Source organism: Nonomuraea sp. NPDC003707 (assembly GCF_053587055.1).
Genome location: NZ_JBSFNK010000006.1, coordinates 17,694 through 36,640 on the forward strand (window position 1 = coordinate 17,694; position 18,947 = coordinate 36,640).

Genomic DNA, 18,947 nt, shown 5'->3' on the forward strand with positions numbered 1-18,947 from the left:
AACCCGCCACGAAGAGGATCGTCCAATAACCCTGCTTCGGATCAGCATGATTTCAGGCGATTGGTCCGCCATAAGGACCAATTTTCGCAGATTGGCTCTGTTATCGGGCCACTCTGAAAAGCAAGGATTGTGGCATGACCACACAGCATGAAGCTTCGCGTCACCTTGCTGCGGTCTCGGTGGCCGAGGTCATCACCGCGCTCCCAGGGCCCTTCCAGCAGCACAATCTGGCGGCGGTGAACGACACCACCGTTGTTCGCCTGGCTCGATTGGAAGGCGAGTTCCCGTGGCATCACCACGATGAGGACGAGCTCTTCTTGTGCTGGGACGGCAGCTTTGAGATCCAGTTGGAGGGGCAAAACCCGGTGGTGCTGAAGGCGGGCGAACTGTTCGTCGTTCCCAGAGGAATGCGGCACCGTCCCGTTGCCGACAAGACCGCCCATGTCCTGCTCATCGAGCACCCGGACACCAAGCAGTACGGGAACTGACGCAACGCACCCCAAGGCCCGGTCTGATCCAGCTCAACTTCCCCAAGGCCCTTCCGGGTCTCAGGACGTCTTCTTACGCGCAGCCCGGAGCCGATGAAGACCCGAACCCTGCCGGGCATGATGCACACCAGGCCGTCAGTCTGCACACCAAGACCCCGACAGCTTCGCCCTGTCGGGGTCTTTTGACGCCTGCCCGTCCCCATCCTGAATGACGCGTTCATCACCAAGTTGAGTGTCCGCGAACACACCGATCCCGGCGAAATCCTCGCCCAAGTCCCCGACTTGTACCGGCGCGACCGGACGGAGAACCAGCCGGTGGCACTGCACCTGGACCTTCGAGTACGGCCTGCCCGTCCTGGTGCTACGCGGCTTTTCCAGCGAGACCTATGTGCGGCGGGTCCGCGAGCGCTTGGCCGCCGATCCGCGCCCGGCGGTGCTGGCCTACGTCGGCGATTACGACGCCAGCGGCGAGGCGATCCTGACCGACTGGCTCGCCCGAACCAGCGGCTGCTGGTTGGCCGTGGAACAGATCGCGCTCACCCACGAGCAAGTCCTCGAGTACGGGCTGCCCGCAGCGCCGGGCAAGGCGAGGTCGAAGACGTCCTCGACCTCGCCGGTGAACCAGAGCTGGTCCTGATGCTTCCTGCTCCCCATGATCGGGGCCGCCTGCGGGCTGCGGCAGGGCGAACTGCTCGGCCTCGCTCTGGAGAACATCGACTTCGAGGAGCGTGTGCTCCGCCTACGTCGGCAGATCCAGGATCTACAGTGAGATCGTCTGGAAGCCCGCACTCGTCCAAGCGGGCGTCATCCCACCGCCCGGCAAGGACCCTCGTCAACGGAAGCGCTACGTCACTCCCGTAAAGAGGGGCTGCACCAGCTCCGGCACTACTACGCCAGCGTCATGCTGGCCGGCGGTGTCTCGGTCAGGGACCTCGCCGAATACCTCGGCCACGCCGACCCAGGGTTCACCCTCCGCGTCTACGCCCACATGATGCCCGGCTCCCACGATCGCGCTCGCAAGGCGATCGACGACCGGCTGTTCCGTCCCCGCGAGGTCTCTCACGGAACAGGGACGGAACAGTGATCATTTAAGCCCTACGCGCAAGACAGCGAACCCCGCCTCCGAGGACCGGCAGGCGGGGTTTTCGCATGTCAGGGACTACTTGGCCAGGTGACGGCTGATGACGAGGCGCTGGATCTGGTTGGTGCCCTCGAAGATCTGCATGATCTTGGCCTCGCGCATGTAGCGCTCGACGCGGAACTCGCGCGTGTACCCGTACCCCCCGAACACCTGCACCGCATCCGTCGTGACCTTCATCGCCGCGTCCGTCGCGACCAGCTTGGCGATGCTCGCCTGCTTGCCGTACGGCAGGCCCGCGTCGCGGCGCCGGGCCGCGTCGAGGTAGGTGGCCCGCGCGCTCTCCACCCCCGCCGCCATGTCCGCCAGCAGGAACCCGAGCCCCTGGTGGTCGATGATCCGCTTGCCGAACGTCTGGCGTTCCTTGGCGTAGGCCACGGCCTCGTCGAGGGCGGCCTGTGCGAGGCCGGTGGCGCAGGCCGCGATGCCGAGCCGCCCCGAGTCGAGCGCGCTGAAGGCGATCTGCAGCCCCTGGCCCTCCTCGCCGATCAGCCGCTCCTCCTCCAGGATCGCCCCGTCCCAGTGGGCGCTGGTGGTCGGTACGGCGTGCAGCCCCATCTTCTCCTCGGGCCGCCCGAACGTCAGCCCGTCGGCGGCCCCCGGCGCGAGGAAGCAGGAGATGCCCCGCGACCCCTCCCCGGTCCGGACGAAGAGCGCGTAGAAGTCGGCGAGGCCGCCGTGGGTGATCCACGCCTTGTTGCCGGTGATCCGGTAGCCGGTCTCCACCCGCTCCGCCTTGCAGGTCAGCGCCCCGGCGTCGGAGCCGGCCTGGGGCTCCGACAGGCTGTAGCCGCCGATCAGGCGCCCGGCCAGCATGTCGGGCAGCCATCGCTCGCGCTGCTCGGGGGTGCCGAAGGCGGAGACGGGGAAGCAGGCCAGGGTGTGCACGCTGGTGGCGACCGCGACGGCCGCCCACCGCATCGCCAGCTCCTCGATCACCTGCAGGTAGACCTCGTACGGCTGCCCGCCACCACCGATTTCCTCTGGGTACGGCAGCCCGAGCAGCCCCGCCGCGCCCAGCGTGGCGAACAGCCCTTCCGGGTAGGTCTCGGCGCGCTCGTGCTCGTCGACCCGGCGCGCGAGCTCCTTGTCGGCGATCTCGCGGGTCAGCTCGATGAGATCCCTGGCGTCCTGGTCGGGCAGCAGCCGGTCAACGGTCACGATCTCTCCTGGCTCGTAACGGGCTCGTCCAGCCGCGCGAGCGCGGCCTTGGCGCGGTCGCGGAACTCGGCGACCCGGGCGAGCTTGATGTCCTCGTACCCCCTGATCAGGTCGGGCAGGCCCGTGATCTCCGCGACCGTCTCGGCGCTGCCGGGCGTGAGCTTGTCCAGCGCGGTCCGCACCAGGTCGCGGTATTCGACGACCAGCTCGCGTTCGACCCGCCGTACGCGGGCGTGGCCGAAGACGTCGAACGTCGTGCCGCGCAGCACCCTGGCGGCCCGCAGCCCGCGGAACAGGACCCCGGCGGAACGGCGTACCTTGATCTTACGCTTGAGCCCCATCGCCCGCAGCAGCGGCGGGTGCAGCAGCACCGACACGACCGCGTCCGGGCCGTACTCGCGCTCCCTCCGCTCCTTCTCCACGGGGTCGAGGTGCAGGCGGGCGACCTCGTACTCGTCCTTGTAGGCCATGAGCTTGTGCAGGGCCCGGGCGTACGCGAGCCCGATCCGGGCGCCCGCCTCCTCGCCCGCCAGCTTGACCGCGGTGTCCGCCACCTGCCGCACGTCCTCCTCGTACGAACGGGCGTAGGCGGCGTTCTGGTAGCCGGTCAGGTCGGCGACGCGGGTGGCCACCACCTCGTCCAGCCCCTCGGCGGCCGGCGACGGAGCGGGCTGCGCCGGTGCGGCCACGGTGGCGCGGCCCCAGCGGAAGGCGGCGAGGTTCTGCTCGACGGCGGCCCCGTTGAGCGTGATGGCCCGCTCGACGGCGGCGGCGGAGACCGGCAGGCAGCCGTGCTGGTAGGCGGCGCCGAGGAGGAGCAGGTTCACCGGCATGTGGTCGCCGAACAGGCTCTCCGACAGCCCCTGGGCGTCCAGGCACTCGACGCGCCTGGCGGCGGACTCGACGCGGGCGACCGCGTCCGCGTGCCCCGGCACGGCCGCGCGCCCGGTCACCATGGCGGCGGTCGGGACGACGGCGGTGTTCAGGATGGCGACGGTGCGTTCGGGCGAGGCCGTGGCCAGGTTCGACTCGGCAGCCGCGCCCAGCAGGTCGAACCCGATCAGCACGTCCGCGCTCCCCGGCGTGGCCCGCACGGAGCCCTCCAGGGGCCGCGCCGAGATCCGCACGTCGCTGACCACGGGGCCGCCCTTCTGCGCCAGCCCGGTCTGGTCGAGCCCGGACGCGTACAGACCGTCGAGGTGGGCCGCCATCTGCAGGATCTGCGAGACGGTGACGACGCCGGTGCCGCCGATGCCGGGCATCCGGATCAGGGCCTCGACGGGCCGGCTCGCGGGCTCCGGCACCTCGGCGGGCGGCGGCGGAGCCTGGCGACGGCGTACGGTGCCCGGCTCCACCAGCAGGAACGACGGGCAGTCGCCCTTGAGGCAGCTCAGGTCGGAGTTGCAGGAGGCCTGGTGGATGCGGGTCTTGCGGCCGTACTCGGTCTCGACCGGCTGCACGGACAGGCAGGTCGACACCTCACCGCAGTCGCCGCAGCCCTCGCAGACCCGCTCGTTGATCACGACCTTCTCCGTGGGCGTGGGCAGCTTGCCGCGCTTGCGCAGCCGCCGTTCCTCGGCCGCGCACCGGTCGTCGTGGATCAGCACGGTCACGCCGTCGAGGGCGGCCAGCTCCTTCTCCACCTCGGGCAGGTCGTCGCGGTGCCGCACCGACGCGATCCCCGCCAGCCGCACCCCCCGGTACGTCTCCGGCTCCGGCGAGGTGACCACGATCCGGCGCACGCCCTCGATGGCCAGCTCGTGCGTCAGCGCCGGCACGTCCAGCCGGCCCTCGGCGCGCTGGCCGCCGGTCATGGCCACGGCGTCGTTATAGAGCAGCTTGTACGTCATCGTCACCCCGGCGGCGACGGCGGCCCTGATCGCCAGGGAGCCGGAGTGGTGGAAGGTGCCGTCGCCGAGGTTCTGCACGAAGTGCCGGTCCTCGGTGAACGGCGCCAGCCCGAACCACTGCGCGCCCTCGCCGCCCATCTGCGTGAGGCCCACCTGGGTGCCGCGCCCGTGGCCGTCCAGGGCGATCATGGCGTGGCAGCCGATGCCGACGCCGACCAGCGTGCCGTCGGAGGTGCGGGTGGAGGTGTTGTGGGGGCAGCCGGAGCAGAAGTACGGGGTGCGCGCGGCCACCAGGGGCAGCATGCGCCTCGGCCGGACCTTCGCGCGCGGGGCCAGATCGATGCCCAGGCAGGCGGCGACGGCCTTGGCCACGTCCTCGGCGCCCAGGGTGCCGCGGGCGGTCAGCAGGTCCCGGCCCACGACCGCCGGCATGCGTTCCCGCCCGTACAGGGCCTGCTTGAGCTGCCCCTCCAGGAACGGCACCTTGTCCTCGACCACCAGCACCTTGTCCAGGTCGGCGGTCATGGCGGCCAGGTCGTCGTAGGCGAGCGGGAACGGCATCCCGAGCTTGATCAGCCGGATCCCGCGCTCGTCCAGCGCCGCCTCGTCCAGGCCGAGGTCGGCCAGGGCGCGCAGGACCACCGCGTACGTGGTGCCGGAGGCCAGGATGCCCAGGGCGGTGTTGCCCGCTCCCGCCGTCACCCGGTTGAGGCCGTGCTCGCGGGCGTACTCGCGGGCCAGGTCGAGGCGGCGCGTGAGCATGTCGTGCTCGGCGTCCAGCGCGGCGGCGCCGAGCAGGAGAGGGGCCGCGCCGCGATCTCTCTTGTCGGGCATCGGGATGCCGGCGCGGAGCCGGCCGAGATCCACCGTGGCGGACGCGTCGGCGATGTCCGCGACGATCTTCAGCCCGGCCCAGAGCCCGGTGGCGCGCGACAGGGCCACCGCGTGCAGCCCGAACTCGACGATCTCCGCGATCGAGCCGGGCGCGAGCAGCGGCATGGACAGGCTCTGGCACATGGGCTCGCACGTGCTGGGCAGCGTGGAGGACTTGCAGCCGGGGTCGTCGCCGATCCAGGCCACCGCGCCGCCCAGGGGCGCCGTGCCGGCCGTGTTGGCGTGCCGGATGGCGTCGGCGGCGCGGTCGAGGCCGGGGTTCTTGCCGTACCAGAATCCGGTGACGCCGTCGTGCCGGCGACCCGGCACCTGGTCGAGCAGCTGGGTGCCGGCCACCGCCGTGGCGGCCAGCTCCTCGTTCAGGCCCGCCTGGAAGACCACGCCGGCCGGCTCCAGGAACCGCGCCGCCCGCTTCATCTCCAGGTCCACGCCTCCCAGCGGCGAACCCTGGTAGCCGGTGACGAACACACGCGTGTCCAGCCCGTGTTCCTCGTCCAGCCGGCGCTGCTCCAGCGTCAGGCGCACCAGGGCCTGGATGCCGGAGATGAGGACCCGGCCGTCATGTGCCGTGTACTTGTCGTCGAGCGACACTGTTGGCTCGCTCACGCTCGAACCTCCTGGCCTCGTACTTGTGTGCCAAGCACAGCAATGCGGGATGATATGCGCAAGTATTAGATGAGAAAGTGCCCGGAAGACGCAAACTATGTGAACACTTGGGCCTGGCGGCTGAGGTTCTTTGCGCCGGACGAAGGGGTTCTCGCATGCCTGATGTGGACGACGTCGACCACCGCATCCTCCGGCTGCTGCGGGAGGACGGGCGCAGGACGTTCTCGGAGATGGCGGAGCTGGTGGGGCTGTCGGTCGCGGCGGTGAAGCGGCGGGTCGACCGGCTCAGGGATCTCGGCGTGATCACGGGGTTCACGGTGCAGATCGACTACGGCAAGCTGGGGTGGGGGATCGAGGCGTTCACGGAGCTACGTTATCCGGGCACGACTCCCGTGAGCGAGATCGTCCGCACCGCCACGGACGTGCCCGAGGTGCAGGCGGTGTTCACGATCGCGGGCGATCCGGACGCCCTGATCCACGTGCGGGTACGCGACCTCGGGCACCTGCAGCAGGTCATCGACCGGCTGCGGCGGGCCGGGGACGTGACCGGGACCAAGACGCTGCTGGTGCTCGGCTCGTGGACCCGCGAGGCGCTGTCCCCTCGCGCCCGCTGAGCCTCACCGCTTCTTGCCCGCTTCGGCGGGAGCCCGGTTGCGGGTACGGTCTCGGGCCTGCTCGCGGCGGGAGAAGTGCCACACGAGCAGGCTGATCGCCAGGAGGACGGCGAAGCCCAGGCCGAGCCCCCAGCCCGACACGCCGGCCAGGGGGAGGTCGTCGGCCTCCGTCTCCGGTTCCTCGCCGCCGGACGCCGGCCGGGACCCGCGATGGGCGGGTCCCCCGCCGACCCCCACCTGATATCCACCCTCATGGAGACCTTCCGGGTACGGCACCTGGCCGGGCCCGGCCTTCTCCCCGGGGCCCGGCTGACCGGCAGCCGGCTGGACCGGCCCCTGGCCGGGGACGGGCTGGAGCGGATCCTGGCCGGGCAGGGGCGGAACGTAACCCTCACCGGGGACGGGCTGCGGAGGCCCGGCGTCATCACCCGAAGTCGGGCCCGGAACGGGGCCCGGCTCAGCCGTGGCGGACGGCACCGGATCGGCCGTGGGCGCGGGGTCCGGTTCCTTGGGGGTGTCGGGGCTCGGCGTCGGCCGCGGAGCCGGGGCCGGATCGGGTACGGCGGACGCGCAGCCGCCACCCCCGGCGGGGCCCTCCACCGGCGCGTCCTCGGAACCTCCCGTGTTGCCGGGGGCGCAGTCGTCGACGGCGCCGTCCGGGCCCGCGGCCTCCGGACGGCCTCCGACCCGCGCCCGCGTCGGGCTGACCATCCGCGTCGTGCCGCTGCCCATCCCCCAGGCCGTGACCTCGGCGCGGTTGAGGACATGCGCGCCCTCCGGGACTCCCGGGTCGATCATGACCGGGATCTCGTAACTCACGCTCTGCCCCGCGGGGAGCGTCAGCCCGGGTCCGCCGCAGGCGACGGCTCCGCCGTGCCTGATGAGGGCGCAGTCGTCGGGGATCGGGCCCGGGATCGCGTTGCGGTCCAGCGTGTCGATGACCGTCACGTTCTGGGCGGCCCGGTCTCCGGCGTTCGTGACGGTGACCGAGTAGACCGACTCCCCGCCGATGACCATCGGCTCCGGGCTGACGGTCCCGATGATCCGCAGGTCCGGGCTCCCGGGCACGTGGAACGCGGCCGGAACCGCGCCGGACAGCGGTGGCGGGGCGGAGCCGTACACTCCGGTCCACCCGCCTACGGCGAGGAGCGCGATGACCGCCGCGATCCCGGGCATGCCCATGTCGTCCCCCCGCCTGACCGCGCCGTGCCGCTCGACCGGGGACGATCCTCCTCTCACCCGCCCCGCCCACGGGGCGGCCCGACCGGAACCATGCGCCGCCATGGCGAACCCTTTGCCCGCCCGGCAGGCGTTCCGCGCTCGACGAACACCCGCCCGCCGCGGATCGAGGACGCGTACCGTCGGGGTCATGCCCGATGTCGCGCGCTACGACGAGATCGCCGACTTCTACGCCTCCGGCTGGACCGACGTCATCGACGACCCGGCCTCCGCGCGCCTGCTCGACCTGCTGGGGCCGGTCGCGGGCAGGCGGGTGCTGGAGATCGCCTGCGGCCACGGCCGGGTCAGCCGCGAGCTGGCCCGCCGGGGCGCCGCCGTCGTGGGCGTGGACGTCTCACAGGCCCTGATCGCGAAGGCCAGGGCCGCCGAGCGCGACGCGCCGCTGGGCATCCGCTACCTCCACGCGGACGCCTCCCGGCCCGGCCTGCCGGATGCGTTCGACGCGGTGGTCTGCAACTTCGGCCTCTCCGACATCGACGACCTCGAGGGCGCCGTCGCGACCGCCGCCGGCGCGTTGCGGCCCGGAGGGGTCTTCGTCTGCTCGATCCTGCACCCGTGCTTTCCCGGCGGCCCGGGGGTGTCCGGCTCCTGGCCGGGGGACGCGCGCTACCACGCGGAGGGCTGGTGGCGCGCCGACGGGGAGCTTTCCGCGCTGCGCCGCCAGGTGGGCGCCAACCACCGTACGCTCTCGACGTACGTCAACACCTTCCGCCGCCACGGCCTGTGGGTGGACGAGTTCGCCGAGCCCGAGCCGGCTCCCGAATGGGCGGCGAATCGACCGGAAGCGGCCCGCTTCCCCGTGTTCCTCGTCATAAAGTGCGTCAAGGAATTACGGGAAACGGGGGCGTTGTCGTGAGAAATCCGGAGACCGCGGCTCAGTTGGCGGCGCACAGGGCGTCCAGGACCGCTCGGATCAGCATGAGCGCCTTCACCGGCACCGTCGGAGCGTTCGCGATGCTCGCGAGCTTCATGCCGACCAACTACGACTGGGACCCGGAGATGCCGGATTACAGCGATCCGGACATGGTGACGCTGGCGACCGCGGCGTCGGGTTCCGCCGTCCTCCTGACCCTGACGGCGATGGCCTTCGTGTGGCGGAGCACGTCGGCGTTCGTCGTCTTCTCCCTCCTCCTCGCCGTCGACCTCTACCGGTTCACCATGCTGATCACTCACTGAGGCGGCGTGTAGGGCGGGAGGTTGAAGCGGGTCCGGATGGTCCGCTGGACCGTCGCCTTGTCCGACCGGGCGTCGACGGTCATCACGTACTCCTTGCCCCTGAACAGCTCCACCACGGGGTCGATCTTGCTGTGGTACTCGCGCAGGCGTCTGGCCAGGGCGTCCGGGGTGTCGTCGGCGCGCGAGACCAGCTCGCCGCCGCACACGTCGCAGCGGCCCTCCTCCGCCGGCCGGTGGGCGATCAGGTTGTAGTCCATGCCGCAGCGCGAGCACAGGCGGCGGGCCAGGACGCGGCGGCGCACCTCCTCGTCCGGCAGGTCCAGGTGGATCACCCCGTCGATGTCGTAGCTCTCCAGGAAGAACTCCGCCTGGCGGCGGTTGCGGGGGAAGCCGTCGATGATGAAGCCGTAGTTCCAGTCGTGCTGCTGGAGCCGGTCCCTGACCACGGCCTCCACCAGGTCGTCCCCCACCAGTTCGCCGGCCGCGACCAGGCGGCGGACCTGGGCGCCCAGCTTGGTGTGGTTCTTGACGTGCCAGCGGAAGATGTCGCCGACGCTGATGTGCACGAGGTCGAGGTCGCCGGCGAGCATGGCGCTCTGGGTGCCCTTGCCGCTGCCCTGGACGCCGAGGATCACGTATTTGCGCATATGCCCCACGTTCCCACAACCGACCCAGCGGGATCATGGTCGGGAAGGTGTGTGGTGTGGCGGCACCCGGAGCACACCACACCACACACGTCCATCACCGAGGGGGTGAACTGCCAGTTTGCGGAAATTTCCGAAATGTGTCAATGAATCATAGAAAGATATCGGCTCTGGAGGCCGATGCTGACCGTAATAATCTGCCATAACTTGGGGAAACTCTCGCCGAAACATTTCGACACTTGTGAAACTTACGCAGCGTGAGTTGATACGTAGATTTCCGGATGCTTCACACAGCGGTTGTGCCGGAAGGTGGGTTCATGCGCGCGCTGACCGTGTTCCTGTCCAGCCTGCTCCTCGCCACGACGCTCTCCGCACCCGCCGGGGCGAAACCGCTCGCCCTGACGTCCGAGGTCGTCTTCCAGCGGGCCGACTTCGCCACCGGCACGTACGAGGGCACCACGGCCGGCGACGGCCTGTCGTTCGGCACGGCCGCCGGCACCGTCTCCTACACCGACGCGCTCGGCACGAAGAGCTGGGAGTACGCCCGCTGGACCGGCCCCGAGCGGACCATCGGGTTCGACGCCACCGAGCTGATCGCCTCCTGGACCGCGGACGTGCCCCCGGGCAGCTGGATGCAGGTCGAGGCCCGGGCCAGGAACGCCGAGGGGCTGACCAAGTGGTTCTCGCTCGGCCGCTGGGCGTACGCGGAGGGCGACATCCGCCGCACCTCCGTGCCGGGACAGGGCGACGCCGACGCGAACGTCTCGGTGGACACGCTGGTCGCGGCGGCGGGCAAGCCCATCACCGCCTACCAGCTGCGCCTCACCCTCTACCGCGCGCCCGGCTCCGCGGTCACGCCGCGCGTGCGCACCTCCGGCGTCATGGCCTCCAACGTGCCCGAGCGCAAGACCGTGCCGGTCAGCCCGGGCGGGGGCGCCTGGGGGACGGAGCTCGCCGTACCGCGCCGCTCCCAGAACGTGCACCAGGGCCACTACCCCGAATGGGACGGCGGCGGCGAGGCCTGGTGCAGCCCGACCTCGACCACCATGGTCCTCGGCTACTGGGACAGGTGGCCGAGCGCGCAGGACACCTCCTGGGTCGACCCCTCCGACCCGAACCCCGAGGTCGACTACGCCGCCCGCTACACCTACGACCACGCCTACCAGGGCGCCGGCAACTGGCCGTTCAACACCGCCTACGCCGGACGCTACGGAATGGACGGGTTCGTCACGCGGCTGCGGTCGCTGACCGAGCTGGAGCGGCTGATCAAGGCGGGCATCCCGGTCATCACCTCGCAGTCGTTCAAGAAGGGCGAGCTGCCCGGCGCCGGCTACGGCACCAACGGGCACCTCATGGCGATCGTGGGCTTCACCTCGTCGGGTGACGTGATCGCCAACGACCCGGCGTCGTCCGGCAACGCCGCCGTGCGGCACGTCTATCCCCGGGCGGACTTCGAGAACGTGTGGCTGCGGAGCTCCAGCAGCGGCGGCGTGACGTACATCATCCACCCGCCCGGCCGCGCGCTGCCCGCCACGACTCCGGGGCTGCCCGCCAACTGGTGATCCCCGGCACGGGATCTCGACGGAAGGTCGGAAGGGTGCGTACTCTGGCAACCGGGAGTTGTCGGGGGATCACGAGGCGCGCTCGGAGTGGCGCCTCCTAGTTCGTGCCGCCCGCCGACCTTCCTCGCCGTGGAGCGCCGGATGACCGACGACGAATCCGCAACCGTCGAGAGGCCTCGACCGCGCTGGAACGGTCCACCTCTCCTGCTGTCGTCCGGCGGCGCCCGCGTCCTGGTGGCGGGCACGGGGGCGCATCCGCCCGAGTCGCCGCTGCCGGCGGTGCCCGCCGTGCCGGCGACGGTCGCGGACGTCGGGCGCTGCCTGGTCGAGCGCGGCGGGCTGGCGCCGGCCCACCTGACCGTACGGCTGGACCCGGCGACCCCCGCCGACCTGGGGCAGGCGCTGGACCGGCTGGCCCAGGAGGCGACGTCCGTCCTGATGTTCTACTACGTCGGCCACGGCCTGGTCGGCCCGGACAACGAGCTGCACCTGGCCACCCGCGCCACCGTGGACCTCGGCCGGGGCGCGCCCGGGTACCAGGCGCTGCCGTACGGGGTCGTGCGCCAGATCCTGTCCGCGTCGCGGGCCGAGCTCGTCGTCGTGGTCCTGGACTGCTGCTTCGCCGGCCGCGCCCGCGGGGCGTCGTCGCAGGCGGTGGAGCGGGTGTTCGACTCGATGTGGCAGGGGGCGTACCTGCTCACGTCGTCGAGCAGGGACGAGAACTCCTGGGCGCTGCCCGGCGTCCGGCACACGGCCTTCAGCGGCGCGCTGCTGCGGCTGCTGAACGCGGGTGACCCGGCGGGGCCCTCGGTGTTCACCTTGGATCACGTCTACCACAGCCTCGCCCGCAGGCTCCCCGACGCCGGTTTCCCCCGGCCCCGCCGCCAGGCCACCGACCTGGGCGATCGCCGCGCGTTCGCGGTCAACCCGGCCTACGTGGCCCCGCGCTCCCGGCCGGTCCCGCCGGTCGCGGAGCCCGGCGACGAGGCCGGCCCGTACCGGGGACTGGCCGTGTACGGGCCCGAGGACGCGGAGGTGTTCTTCGGGCGGCAGGAGCTGACCAGGTCGCTGGTGGCGCGGGTGCGGGAGGCGTTCGGGAGCGGACGCCCGCTGATCGTGACGGGTCCTTCGGGGGCGGGGAAGTCGTCGGTGCTTCGGGCCGGGCTGATCCCGGCGCTGCGGCACCAGATGGCGGAGGAGCTGTCGTGCGTCGTACTGGCCCCGGGCGCGGATCCGTCGGCGGAGCTGGCCCGCAGGGTGGCCCCGGGCGACCGGCGGTTACTGCTGGTGGTGGACCAGTTCGAGGAGGTCTTCACCGCGTGCGCGGACGAACCGGCCAGGCGGCGCTTCGTCGAGGAGCTGGTCGCGCTCTCCAGGACCGCGGCCGTGGTGGCCTCCGTCCGGGCCGACTTCTTCGGGCACTGCGCGTCGTACCCGGGGCTGCTGGAGGCGATGCAGCGGCCCGCGATCGTCGGGCCCATGACCGTGACGCAGCTGCGCGCCGCGATCGAGGGCCCGGCCGCGCGGGCGGGGCTCTCGCTCGAGCCGGGGCTCACCGACCTGCTGCTCGAAGACGTCGGAGCCGGTGACGTGGAGCACTCCGGCGGCGTGCTGCCGCTGCTGTCCCACGCGCTGCTGGCCACCTGGCAGCGCCGTACGGAGCGAACGCTGACGATGGCCGCGTACCGGGCCTCGGGCGGCATCGCGCGGGCGCTGGCCACGAGCGCCGAGGAGACGCTGCGGCACCTCGGCGCGAACGTGGAGCCGATCGCACGGGACCTGCTGGTACGGCTGGTGCACCTCGACGAGCAGACCGACGACACGAGGAAGCGGGTGGCCCTGGCCGACCTGGCTCCCGCGGGCGTCCCGCGGCGGGTCCTGGACGAGTTCGTGCGCACGCGGCTCCTCACGGTGAACGAGGACGAGGCGGAGATCGCCCACGAGGCCCTCATCCGCGCCTGGCCCAGGCTCCGGAACTGGATCGAGACCAACCGGGTCGACCTGCTCGTCCGCCAGCGCCTGGCCGAGGACGCGGAGACGTGGCAGCGGCAGGGCCGGGACCCGGCGTACCTGTACGCGGACAGCCGCCTGGCGGCGGCACAGGCTGTTGCGCAGGGCGCGCGATCGGGGACCGAGCGGGCGTTCCTCGACGCGGCGCTGCGGCGGCGCAGACGGCGGACCTGGATCGTCCGCCAGGTGATCGCCGCGCTCACGGTCCTCCTCCTCGCCGCCGTGACCGCCGGCGTCCTGGCCCTGCGGCAGACCGCCGAGGTGACCAGGCAACGTGACCAGGCCGTCTCCACGCAGGTCGCCGACTCCGCCAACGGCGCCGCCGACGCCTCGCTCGGCGCCCAGCTCTCCCTGGTCTCCTACCGCATCGCCGACACCCCGGAAGCCCGCGGCGCGCTGCTCGGCACGCTGGCGCACCCGGTCGGCGCCCGCCTGATCGGGCACCGGGGCCCGGTCGAGTGGGTGTCCTACCGCCCCGACGGCCGCATGATCGCCACCGCCTCCAGCGACGCCACCGCCCGGCTCTGGAACGTCTCCGACCTCGCCCGCCCCAAGGCCGTGAGCGAGCTCAAGGGCCACGCCGCGAGCGTGGTGCGAGCGGTGTTCAGCCCGGACGGGCGGGTGCTCGCGACCGCGTCCGTGGACCGGACCGCCCGGCTCTGGGACGTCTCCGACCCGGCCAGACCACGGGTCCTCGCCACGCTCAAGGGCCACACGAACAAGGTGAGCTCGGTCGCGTTCAGCCTCAAAGGAGGCGTCCTGGCCACCGTCTCCTTCGACGGCACCACCCGGCTGTGGAACATCGCCGACCCCGCCCGGCCCGCCCAGATCGCCCTCCTGCGGCAGAAGTACGTGCTCAACGACGTCGCCTTCAGCCCCGACGGGCGGCTGCTGGCGACCGCGGCGGGCGACGGGAGCACCACGATCTGGGACGTGCTGGACCCGGCGCGGCCCGGCGACCCGACGGTGCTGAGCGCGCCGGACGGCGGCAGCACCTGGAGCGTGACCTTCGACCCCGCCGGCCGCCGGCTCGCCACCGCCTCCACCACCGGCACGCTGTACCTCTGGGACGTCACCGCGGCCAAGCGCGTCGGCACCGCGCGGGGCCAGGGCTCCTTCGTGTACGACGTCACGTTCAGCCCCGACGGCAAGCTGCTGGCCAGCGCCGCCACCGACGCCACCGTCACCCTGTGGGACGTCTCGAACCCGGCCGAGCCGCGGCGCACGACCGCCCTGACCGGGTTCGCGAACACGGTGACCGCCGCCGCGTTCAGCCCGGACGGCCGGACGCTCGCCACGTCGTCGGCGGACACCATGACCAGGCTGTGGAACGTCTCCGACCCCGCCCGCGTCTCCTACCGCGCCGGCCTCGGCGAGCACACCGGCCCCGTCAACGCGCTCTCGATCTCCCCGGACGGCCGGATCATGGCCACGGCCTCCGGCGACAAGACCGTCAAGCTCTGGGACGTCTCCGACCCGGGCCTGGCCAGGTCGCTGTCCACGCTGTCCGGTCACACGGACATCGTCCAGACGGTCCGTTTCAGCGCGGACGGCCGCATGCTCGTCAGCGGCTCCTCCGACCAGACGGCCAAGCTGTGGGACGTCTCCCGGCCGGCCGCCCCGAAGCTGCTGGCGACGATCAGGAAGCACGTGAACGTCGTGGAGTCCGGCGCGTTCAGCCCGGACGGGCGGACGGTGGTGACGACGTCGCGGGACGGCCGCACCTACCTGTGGGACCTGGCCGATCCCCAGGCTCCCAAGCTGGTCTCCTCGCCGGGCGACGCCGACAACTGGCTGAACGCCGCCATGTTCAGCCCCGACGGCCGCATGCTCGCGATCGGCTCGGGGACCGGGGCCATCCGGCTCTGGGAGGTGTCCAAGCCCGCCGCTCCGCGACTGCTGGCCAACTACCCCGCGCACACCAACAGCGTGCTGGGGCTCACGTACAGCCGGGACGGCAGGATGCTGGCGTCGGTGGGCTCCGACGGGACGGCCCGGCTCTGGGACCTCACCCACCCCGAGCGGCCGGCGCAGGTCGCGGTCCTGCTGGGGCACACGGGCGCGGTGGGCAGCGTGGCCTTCGCCGCCGACGGGCGCAGGCTGGCCACGGGGGCTCACGACGGCACCATCCGGATCTGGAACCTCGCCGACCGGACCCGGCCGGTCACGTGGGCGGTGCTCGCCGGGTCCAACTGGGTCAACGGAGTGGCGTTCACACCGGACGGGAACGTGCTGGCCAGCGCGTCGGGCAACGGGACGGCGCAGCTCTGGAGCATGGACGTGGAGCGGGCGCGGCAGCACGTCTGCGAGGTGTCCGGAATGACCATCACCCGGAGCGAGTGGGCCCAGTACGTGCCCGGGCTCCCGTACAGCCCGCCCTGCCAGGCCGGGTGACGCCGGTCGTGGAGATCGCGCGTCTTGCGCCTGCGGATCTCCCTGGCCATAGACTTCGGGGAGATGGCGTAATCTCCCATGATCCACCCGCACTGCTCCGTCTGCCGAAAACCGTGAAGGGCCGACCTTGTCGCGAAAAGTAAGCACAAAAGGCGTGCTCACCGACGACGAGCGTGTCACGATCCGCGACGTGGCCGCCCGGGCAGGCGTGTCGGCCACCACGGTCTCCAGGGTGATCAAGGGTGACTACCCGGTCGCCCAGGCCACCAGGACGCGGGTGCTGCGGGCGATGCGCGACCTCGACTACGTGCTCAACGTGCACGCCCGCGCCCTGTCGGGGGCGAGCACGAAGACGGTGGCGTTCGTGCTGGACGACGTCACGGGGCCGTCCTTCGCGTACGTGGCCAAGGGCGTCGAGCAGCAGGCCACCGCCGAGGGGCGGCTGTGCATGGTGTGCACCACCCACGGCGACCCGGCCAGGGAGCTGGCCGTCGTGGAGGCGATGCGCGAGCAGCGGGCCGACGCGGTGATCCTGGTGGGGGGCGGCTCGCTGGACGACACGTACCGCGAGCGCATGTCCCACTTTGCCCACGCCCTCGACAAGGCGGGCTCCCGGCTGGTGCTGTGCGGGCGGCCGCCGCTCGGGGACGACGTGCCCACGACCGTCGTCGAGTACGACAACGAGGGCGGCGCCTACGCCATGACCAGCCACCTGCTGTCGCAGGGCCACCGGCACATCGCCCTGCTCGGCGCCTCGTCCCCCGCCGACCGCAGCACCACGAAGGTCGACCGGGAACGCGGGTTCGTGCGGGCGCACGAGTCCTTCGGGGTGCCGTACGACCCCGCCCTGGTCATCCCGGCGGGGTTCGGCCGGGCCGACGGCTACGAGGGCACGCGCCGGCTGATCGCGCTCGGGACGCGGTTCACCGCGGTGTTCGCGGCCACCGACATGGTGGCCATCGGGGTGCTGGCGGCACTGCGGGAGGCGGGGCTGCGGGTGCCCGACGACGTGTCGCTCGTCGGTTACGACGACATCCCGTTCGCCGCCGACCTGGAGCCGGGGCTGACGACGGTGCACATCCCGACGGAGGAGCTGGGGCGGACGGCGGTCCGGCTCGCGCTGAACCGCGAGGAACGCCAGCACGTGGTCCTCGGCACCCACATCGTCGTCCGCAACTCCGTCCGTCCCCCGCTGCGAGGGCAGTAGGTGGGCCGGGGCTCACCCGCCCGTTGCCCGTCTGGGTGGTAGGCCTGCTGGACCCCGCCCCGGCACCGTCGTTGACCGATGGGCAATGGCGTAGTCGGCGGCCGAGTCGCCGAAGTACGTCCAGACGCCAAGCCCGATCCGGGGAAAGAATCGGTCTCATGTCCGCGCAACCCGCGAACGGATAAGAGCACTAGCGAGCCAAAGTTCGGAACGTCATCCGAGGCGTCGTCACAGGCACGTAGCGTACGACGTACTTGACCAAGGAAGGCCTCGTAGAGGCACGTTCAGCGGAGGTGTCACAATGACTGCCGTTCATTTCGGCGGCTACACCGAGCCCGTGCGCATCTCAAAGCACTCTTGGACGCGGCTGAACGCGGCCGTGTGGCCACAGTGCGTCGCGAGTCGGCCACGACAGCCCTCGTAGACGTCGATAGATTGCGCCACCATCTCGCCGCGTTCACTCCATCGCGCGCACAAACGGTTCCCGAGGACGGCGGCTGGTCGATCTTCATTCCTGGCCTGCCCCTCGCAGCCGACGGCCGGACCTTCGATGAGGCCGTCATCGAGATGGTCGATGCGCTGCGCGAATACGCCGAAGACTGGCAGGACCGCTTGCTCGACGCCCCCGACCACCGCGAGAACTGGGGGCTGGTGCAGTTGATCAGCCTCAGTGATGACGATCAGCTGCGTGAATGGCTGGTGGGGAAGGCCCGGTGACCTGGCCCCGGCCCACGCGTGAGGGCCACGATCGGTTCTGTCGGATCGAAGGCCGGCGTCCGGCACGGGACGCTCGCGGGCGAAGCCGCGCGGGCCACCTGATCTTTGGGTAACTCGCCGCGTCGTGGATCAGAGGCGGATGTCGGCGGCGATCGGTAGATGATCGCTGCCCGTCCTGGGTAGCGATCGGATCTTGGTCACGGTCATTCCGCGGGTCAGGATTTGGTCGATGCGCGCCAGCGGGGCACGCGCCGGCCAGCTGAAGGCGAAATCGCGAGGTGGGGCTGCCATCAGCGAGGCGACCGGGCGCAACCCCCGGTCGTCCACGGTGCTGTTGAGGTCGCCGAGCAGAAGGATGCGATCGACCGGCTCGGCTGCCAGCACGGCGCCGAGCCGGTGGGCGCTCTCGTCTCGGCGTACGGAATCGAAGCCTCCCAGACCGATTCGCACCGACGGCAGGTGAGCGACGTAGATCGCGATGTCACCCTGCGGGGTTCGGGCTACCGCGCGCAGGCCGCGGTTCCAGTCTGGGCCGACGCCGTGCGGACGGATGTCCACCAGAGCCGCCTCGGCGAGGGGATAGCGGGACCAGAGGCCGACCGTGCCTTGCACCGTCCGATACGGGTACTCGACGCCCAACGCGGCATCCCAGGCCGGGCGCGCCGCCGGCACGAGCTCCTCCAGGCCGATGACGTCCGGCCGGGCCGCGATCAGCTTGCGCGCGGTGCCGGCCGGGTCGGCGTTCTCGTCACTGACGTTGTGCTGTACCGCGACCAGGTGATGCGGCTGGTCCCCACGGGGCAACAAATGCCCGCCGAACTGGGTAAGCCAGGCGACCGTCGGCACCAGCGCGGCCAGCGCGCCCGCCATGGAGCGCCGCCACCAGGCCAGGCCGAGCAGCACCGGGACGGCCAGCGCGAGCCATGGTAGGAACGTCTCGGCCAGGCTGCCGAGGTGACCGATCCCATTCGGCACGGATCGGGGGAAGGCGATGACGGTCGCGGTCAGCGCCGCGAGTGCGACCAGGAGTAAACGGAAGATCGGCACGGCGAGATCCTTGCAGGCTTTGGTGCGATCCGGATCCCCTCTTGATCATGTCGCGCATATTCACTGCTCCATGGCCATCCGGTGGCAAGGCCCTCCACCGGTCGGAACGTGGCGTGGCCGCCGAACGGGCGCTCCAACGCGCACTACGCGGCATGAGCGGAGGTCGTCCGGCGGTGTCCCACCGAAGCGTGGTCCCTCTC

The 18,947-nt window shown here is 71.5% G+C and carries 15 protein-coding genes; 10 read left to right on the forward strand and 5 right to left on the reverse strand.

From position 1 onward, the window contains the following. The first annotated feature begins 134 nt into the window (after nt 1-134). The 3 genes from ACWDRB_RS17030 (at nt 135) to ACWDRB_RS17040 (ending at nt 1,572) form a co-directional block, all read left to right on the forward strand. Nucleotides 135-488 carry a cupin domain-containing protein gene (locus tag ACWDRB_RS17030; RefSeq protein ID WP_449894736.1) on the forward strand — a complete coding sequence of 118 codons (354 nt, stop codon included), beginning with the start codon at nt 135-137 and terminating at the stop codon, nt 486-488. A 232-nt stretch (nt 489-720) separates the two neighbouring features. Further along, nucleotides 721-1,125: a hypothetical protein gene (locus tag ACWDRB_RS17035; protein WP_355207822.1), complete on the forward strand. Its 405-nt coding sequence runs from the start codon at nt 721-723 to the stop codon at nt 1,123-1,125. A gap of 264 nt (nt 1,126-1,389) precedes the next feature. Continuing rightward, a complete protein-coding gene (locus ACWDRB_RS17040; RefSeq protein ID WP_449894738.1) occupies nt 1,390-1,572 on the forward strand; it encodes a hypothetical protein in 183 nt (60 codons plus the stop codon). A 75-nt stretch (nt 1,573-1,647) separates the two neighbouring features. On the opposite strand, the gene ACWDRB_RS17045 is transcribed toward ACWDRB_RS17040, so the two are convergent. Both ACWDRB_RS17045 and ACWDRB_RS17050 read right to left on the reverse strand, forming a co-directional pair. Beyond that, nucleotides 1,648-2,787, reverse strand: a complete 1,140-nt coding sequence (locus ACWDRB_RS17045; RefSeq protein ID WP_449894740.1) for an acyl-CoA dehydrogenase family protein — start codon at nt 2,785-2,787, stop codon at nt 1,648-1,650. Continuing rightward, on the reverse strand, nt 2,784-6,137 hold the full coding sequence (locus ACWDRB_RS17050) for an indolepyruvate ferredoxin oxidoreductase family protein (RefSeq protein ID WP_449894742.1): 3,354 nt from the start codon (nt 6,135-6,137) through the stop codon (nt 2,784-2,786). The genes ACWDRB_RS17045 and ACWDRB_RS17050 overlap by 4 nt, the downstream gene beginning before the upstream one ends. A 155-nt stretch (nt 6,138-6,292) precedes the next feature. On the opposite strand from ACWDRB_RS17050, the gene ACWDRB_RS17055 reads away from it, so the two are divergent. Next, on the forward strand, nt 6,293-6,751 hold the full coding sequence (locus ACWDRB_RS17055; protein WP_397367196.1) for an Lrp/AsnC family transcriptional regulator: 459 nt from the start codon (nt 6,293-6,295) through the stop codon (nt 6,749-6,751). 3 nt (nt 6,752-6,754) lie between these two features. On the opposite strand, the gene ACWDRB_RS17060 is transcribed toward ACWDRB_RS17055, so the two are convergent. Continuing rightward, on the reverse strand, nt 6,755-7,990 hold the full coding sequence (locus ACWDRB_RS17060; protein ID WP_449894746.1) for a hypothetical protein: 1,236 nt from the start codon (nt 7,988-7,990) through the stop codon (nt 6,755-6,757). A 130-nt stretch (nt 7,991-8,120) separates the two neighbouring features. Between ACWDRB_RS17060 and ACWDRB_RS17065 the strand changes: the two genes are divergently transcribed. Next, on the forward strand, nt 8,121-8,846 hold the full coding sequence (locus ACWDRB_RS17065; RefSeq protein WP_449894748.1) for a class I SAM-dependent methyltransferase: 726 nt from the start codon (nt 8,121-8,123) through the stop codon (nt 8,844-8,846). A 62-nt stretch (nt 8,847-8,908) separates the two neighbouring features. Continuing rightward, nucleotides 8,909-9,166 (forward strand): hypothetical protein, encoded by a 258-nt coding sequence (locus tag ACWDRB_RS17070; RefSeq protein WP_449894750.1) that lies wholly within the window; start codon nt 8,909-8,911, stop codon nt 9,164-9,166. Here the strand turns inward: ACWDRB_RS17070 and ACWDRB_RS17075 are convergent. Next, nucleotides 9,160-9,813 carry an adenylate kinase family protein gene (locus ACWDRB_RS17075; protein WP_350725282.1) on the reverse strand — a complete coding sequence of 218 codons (654 nt, stop codon included), beginning with the start codon at nt 9,811-9,813 and terminating at the stop codon, nt 9,160-9,162. The genes ACWDRB_RS17070 and ACWDRB_RS17075 overlap by 7 nt on opposite strands. 314 nt (nt 9,814-10,127) lie before the next feature. Here ACWDRB_RS17075 and ACWDRB_RS17080 point away from each other — a divergent pair, with 314 nt between their 5' ends. The 4 genes from ACWDRB_RS17080 to ACWDRB_RS17095 all read left to right on the forward strand — a co-directional run bounded on the left by ACWDRB_RS17080 (nt 10,128) and on the right by ACWDRB_RS17095 (nt 17,700). Then, on the forward strand, nt 10,128-11,372 hold the full coding sequence (locus tag ACWDRB_RS17080; protein WP_449894752.1) for a C39 family peptidase: 1,245 nt from the start codon (nt 10,128-10,130) through the stop codon (nt 11,370-11,372). 141 nt (nt 11,373-11,513) lie between these two features. Then, complete coding sequence (locus tag ACWDRB_RS17085) at nt 11,514-15,776, forward strand: caspase, EACC1-associated type (protein ID WP_449894754.1); 4,263 nt, start codon at nt 11,514-11,516, stop codon at nt 15,774-15,776. 154 nt (nt 15,777-15,930) lie between these two features. Continuing rightward, nucleotides 15,931-16,983, forward strand: coding sequence for a LacI family DNA-binding transcriptional regulator (locus ACWDRB_RS17090; RefSeq protein WP_449894756.1), 1,053 nt, complete (start codon nt 15,931-15,933; stop codon nt 16,981-16,983). 381 nt (nt 16,984-17,364) lie between these two features. Then, the gene (locus ACWDRB_RS17095; protein WP_449894758.1) at nt 17,365-17,700 is read left to right on the forward strand and encodes a prevent-host-death protein; all 336 of its coding nucleotides are present in this window, start codon (nt 17,365-17,367) and stop codon (nt 17,698-17,700) included. 129 nt (nt 17,701-17,829) lie between these two features. Here the strand turns inward: ACWDRB_RS17095 and ACWDRB_RS17100 are convergent, their stop codons facing one another. Beyond that, nucleotides 17,830-18,747 carry an endonuclease/exonuclease/phosphatase family protein gene (locus ACWDRB_RS17100; RefSeq protein WP_449894760.1) on the reverse strand — a complete coding sequence of 306 codons (918 nt, stop codon included), beginning with the start codon at nt 18,745-18,747 and terminating at the stop codon, nt 17,830-17,832. Nucleotides 18,748-18,947 lie beyond the last annotated feature (200 nt).